Below are 3,938 nucleotides of genomic sequence, written 5' to 3'. Positions count from 1 at the left end.
CCGTGGCCTGGGTGGAGGCGTATCGCCGGCAGGGGCGCCCGGCGCTGCTCGGGGCCCGGGCGGCGGAGGCGCTGTTCGTCACCCGCCGCGGCGAGGGGCTGACCCGGCAGGCCTTCTGGCACCGGATCAAGCGCTACGCGGCGGCGGCCGGGATCGATCCGGATCGGCTCTCGCCGCACACCCTGCGCCACTCCTTCGCCACGCACCTGCTCAACCACGGCGCGGACCTGCGGGCGGTGCAGATGCTGCTCGGCCACGCCGACCTGTCGACGACGCAGATCTACACCCACGTCGCCCGGCACCGGCTGCAGCAGCTCCACGCCGAGCACCATCCGCGGGGGTAGCCGCAAGGGCGCATCCGGCAGCCGCTGAGGGGGCCACAGGCCCCGGCGGCAGCGGCTTCCGGGCGGGCCTTGGTGGGGGCCGGCGCCGCGCTCAGCGCTCCAGGTACTGGTACTTGTTGGGCACGCCGTTCCAGTCCTCGGCGTCCGGCGGCGGGTCCTTCTTCTCGGTGAGCAGCGGCCACTGCTTGGCCAGCTCGGCGTTGAGCTCGAGGAAGTGGTCCATCTCCGGCGGCAGGTCGTCCTCGGAGTAGATCGCCTCGGCGGGGCACTCCGGCTCGCAGAGGGTGCAGTCGATGCACTCCTCGGGGTCGATGACGAGGAAGTTCGGCCCCTCGTGGAAGCAGTCCACGGGGCAGACCTCCACGCAGTCGGTGTACTTGCACTTGATGCAGTTGTCGGTGACGACGTAGGTCATGGGTGATGGCTCCGTTGCCGTGGTCTCCGTCGGGCCCGCTGCCGGCCTTGCCGCCGCGGGCCCCGGGTGCGCCATTCTAATGAGTTTGCCGTCAGCAGCGCCAGGCAGGCGGGTCACTCCTGCCGGCTGCGCTCCTGGAGCCAATACAGTGTCTCCAACGCCTGGCGCGGGGTCAGCCCATCCGGATCGAGGTTATCGACGGCCTCGCGGATGGGGTCCGGCGGCGCCGGCTCCGGCTCGGGGGCCGGCCCGGCGGGCGGCGCCTCGAACAGCGGCAGCTGCGCCGAGGCCGGCTCCGGGCTCGCCCCCGCCTCGAGGCTGCTGAGTTTCTCGCGGGCCGCCTGCAGGACCTCGCGGGGCACCCCGGCGAGGGCGGCGACCTGCAGCCCGTAGCTCTGGCTCGCCGGCCCCTCGCGCACGGCGTGGAGGAAGACGATCCGCTCGCCGTGCTCGGCGGCCTCGAGGTGGACGTTGGCCACCCCGGTATGGGCCTGCTCGAGGGCGGTCATCTCGAAGTAGTGCGTGGCGAAGAGGGTGAAGGCGCGGATGCGCCGGGCCAGGCGCTCGGCGGTGGCCCAGGCCAGGGCGAGGCCGTCGAAGGTGCTCGTGCCGCGGCCGATCTCGTCCATGAGCACCAGGCTCTCGGCGGTGGCGTTGTGGAGGATGTTGGCCGTCTCGGTCATCTCCACCATGAACGTCGAGCGGCCCGAGGCCAGGTCGTCGGCGGCGCCGATGCGGGTGAAGATCCGGTCGATGGGGCCGAGCGCCGCGCGCTCGGCAGGGACGAAGGCGCCGGCGTAGGCGAGCAGGGCGATCAGGGCGGTCTGGCGCATGTAGGTCGACTTGCCGCCCATGTTCGGGCCGGTGATCAGCAGCATCCGGCGCCGATCGCTCAGGCGCACGTCGTTGGGGACGAAGGGCTCGTCCATGGCCCGCTCGACCACCGGGTGGCGGCCGGCGTCGATGCGCAGGCCCGGCTTGTCGCTCAGCTCAGGGCGGACGTAGTCGAGGGTGCGCGCCCGCTCGGCGAAGGCGGCGAGGGCGTCGAGCTCGGCGAGGGCGGCGGCGCTCGCCTGCAGCGGCGCGAGCTCGGCGGCGAGATCGGCGACGAGCTGCTCGTAGAGCGCCTTCTCGCGGGCGAGGGCGCGCTCGCGGGCGGAGAGGACCTGCTCCTCGAAGCGCTTGAGCTCGGGGGTGATGTAGCGCTCGGCGGCCTTGAGGGTCTGGCGGCGGCTGAAGTGCACGGGCACGGCGTCGGCGTAGCTGCGGCTGACCTCGATGTAGTAGCCGTGGACGCGGTTGAAGCCGACCTTGAGGGTGGGGATGCCCGAGGCCTCGCGCTCGCGGGTCTCGATCTCGGCGAGGTGCTCGTCGGCGTTACGCGAGAGCGAGCGCAGCTCGTCGAGCTCGGCGTCGTAGCCGTCGGCGATGACCCCGCCGTCGCGCACGGTCGCCGGCGGGGCGTCGATGACGGCGCGGCGCAGCAGCTCGGCGGTCTCCGGGTGCTCGCCGAGCGCCCCGGCGAGCTCGGCGAGCCGGGCGGCGCCGGTGTCGGCGAGCAGGCGCTGGAGCGCCGGCAGGCGCTCGAGGGCGTCGCGCAGCCCGGTCAGGTCGCGCGGCCGGGCGCTGCCGAGGGCGACGCGGGCGAGGATGCGCTCGACGTCGGCGCAGCCGTCGAGGGCCTCGCGCAGGTCCAGGTACGGCCCGCCGGCGAGGGTGTCGACGGCGGCGTGGCGGGCGGCGATGACCTCGCGCCGGCGCAGGGGGCGCTGCAGCCAGCGCCGCAGCAGCCGCCCGCCCATGGCGGTGACGCTGGTGTCGATCACCGCCGCGAGGGTGTGCGCCGCGCCGCCGGCGAGGTTGCGCTCGATCTCCAGGTTGCGCCGGCTGGCGGCGTCGATGGTGATCGCCTCGTCGCGCGACTCCACGCTCAGGCCGCTGACGTGGGGCAGGGCGGCGCGCTGGGTCTCGGCGACGTACTGCAGCAGCCCGCCGGCGGCGGCCACCGGCGCCGCCAGCCCCTCGGCGCCGAAGCCCGAGAGGTCGTGGGTGCCGAGCTGGCGCAGCAGCAGCCGCCGGGCCGACTCCGGCTCGAAGTGCCACGGCGCGCGGCGGTGGACGACGCTGCCGGTCTCCGGCGCCGGTGTGGCGTCGTCGTCGGGGAGGATGAGCTCCGCCGGGCGCAGGCGCTCGAGCTCGGCGGCGAGCTCGTCGGCGTCGGGGACCTCGAGGACGGTGAACCGCCCCGAGGAGAGCTCCAGGGCGGCGAGGCCGAAGCCGCCGCCCTCGGCCGGGGCGAGGGCGGCGAGCAGGTTGGCGCTGCGCTCGTCGAGCAGGGCGTCCTCGGTCAGGGTCCCCGGCGTGACCACCCGCACCACCTGCCGCTCCACCGGCCCCTTGGCGGTGTTGGGGTCGCCGATCTGCTCGCAGATGGCCACCGACTCGCCGAGGCGCACGAGCCGGGCGAGGTAGCTCTCCACCGACTGCACCGGCACCCCGGCCATGGGGATCGGCGCCCCGGCCGACTCGCCGCGGGTGGTCAGGGTGATGTCGAGCAGCTTCGCAGCCCGCTGGGCGTCCTCGTAGAATAGCTCGTAGAAGTCGCCCATGCGGTAGAACAGCAGCGTCTGCGGGTACTCCGCCTTGATGCGCAGGAACTGGCGCATCATCGGCGTGTGCGCCGACGACGGCTCCGCCGCGGCGCTCGGCGCTTCGGTGCTCGGCTCGGCCATGGCTCGATCCGGTGCGGTGGGTGAGTGGCACAGCGCGGTGAATCGGGAGGCGATATGGTACACGACGATCAAGACCTGCAGGAGCGGGCGCAGGCCGTCGGGGCGCTGCTCCAGGCCCGCGGCGCACGGCTGGCGGTGGCCGAGTCGTGCACCGGCGGCCTGCTGGCGAAGGCGATCACCGACACCGCCGGGGCCTCGGCGTGGTTCGAGCGCGGGCTCGTCGTCTACAGCAACGCCGCCAAGCAGGAGCTCGCCGGGGTGCCCGGGGCGCTGCTGGTCCAGCACGGCGCGGTCAGCGGCCCGGTCGCCGAGGCCCTCGCCGCCGGGCTGCGCGAGCGGGCGCCGGTGGACTGGACGGTGGCGATCACCGGCGTCGCCGGCCCGGAGGGCGGCTCCGCGGACAAGCCCGTGGGCACGGTCTGGCTCGCCTGGGCGGGGCCGGCCGGG

4 protein-coding genes are annotated in these 3,938 nt (G+C 74.6%); 2 read left to right on the top strand and 2 right to left on the bottom strand.

The features are described from left to right. On the top strand, positions 1 to 344 hold a 344-nt coding region (locus tag CKO13_RS11135), incomplete at its 5' end, for a tyrosine-type recombinase/integrase (RefSeq protein WP_200260980.1). A 91-nt stretch (positions 345 to 435) separates the two neighbouring features. Here CKO13_RS11135 and fdxA read toward each other — a convergent pair. Both fdxA and mutS read right to left on the bottom strand, forming a co-directional pair. Then, a complete protein-coding gene (fdxA, locus tag CKO13_RS11130; RefSeq protein WP_200260978.1) occupies positions 436 to 759 on the bottom strand; it encodes a ferredoxin FdxA in 324 nt (107 codons plus the stop codon). A 113-nt stretch (positions 760 to 872) separates the two neighbouring features. Beyond that, on the bottom strand, positions 873 to 3,491 hold the full coding sequence (gene mutS, locus CKO13_RS11125) for a DNA mismatch repair protein MutS (protein ID WP_200260975.1): 2,619 nt from the start codon (positions 3,489 to 3,491) through the stop codon (positions 873 to 875). 54 nt (positions 3,492 to 3,545) lie between these two features. Between mutS and CKO13_RS11120 the strand changes: the two genes are divergently transcribed. Next, on the top strand, positions 3,546 to 3,938 hold a 393-nt coding region (locus tag CKO13_RS11120; RefSeq protein ID WP_200260972.1), incomplete at its 3' end, for a CinA family protein.

Source organism: Halorhodospira neutriphila (assembly GCF_016584055.1).
GTDB classification, from domain to species: Bacteria; Pseudomonadota; Gammaproteobacteria; order Nitrococcales; family Halorhodospiraceae; genus Halorhodospira; species Halorhodospira neutriphila.
Note: the sequence above shows the minus strand (reverse complement) of the source record. Positions and strands in the feature narration are given on the sequence as shown.

Excerpts from the sequence above, each read along its gene's own strand:
- mutS (WP_200260975.1), bottom strand. The coding sequence starts at position 3,491 with ATGGCCGAGCCGAGCACCGAAGCGCCGAGCGCCGCGGCGGAGCCGTCG.
- fdxA (WP_200260978.1), bottom strand. The coding sequence starts at position 759 with ATGACCTACGTCGTCACCGACAACTGCATCAAGTGCAAGTACACCGAC.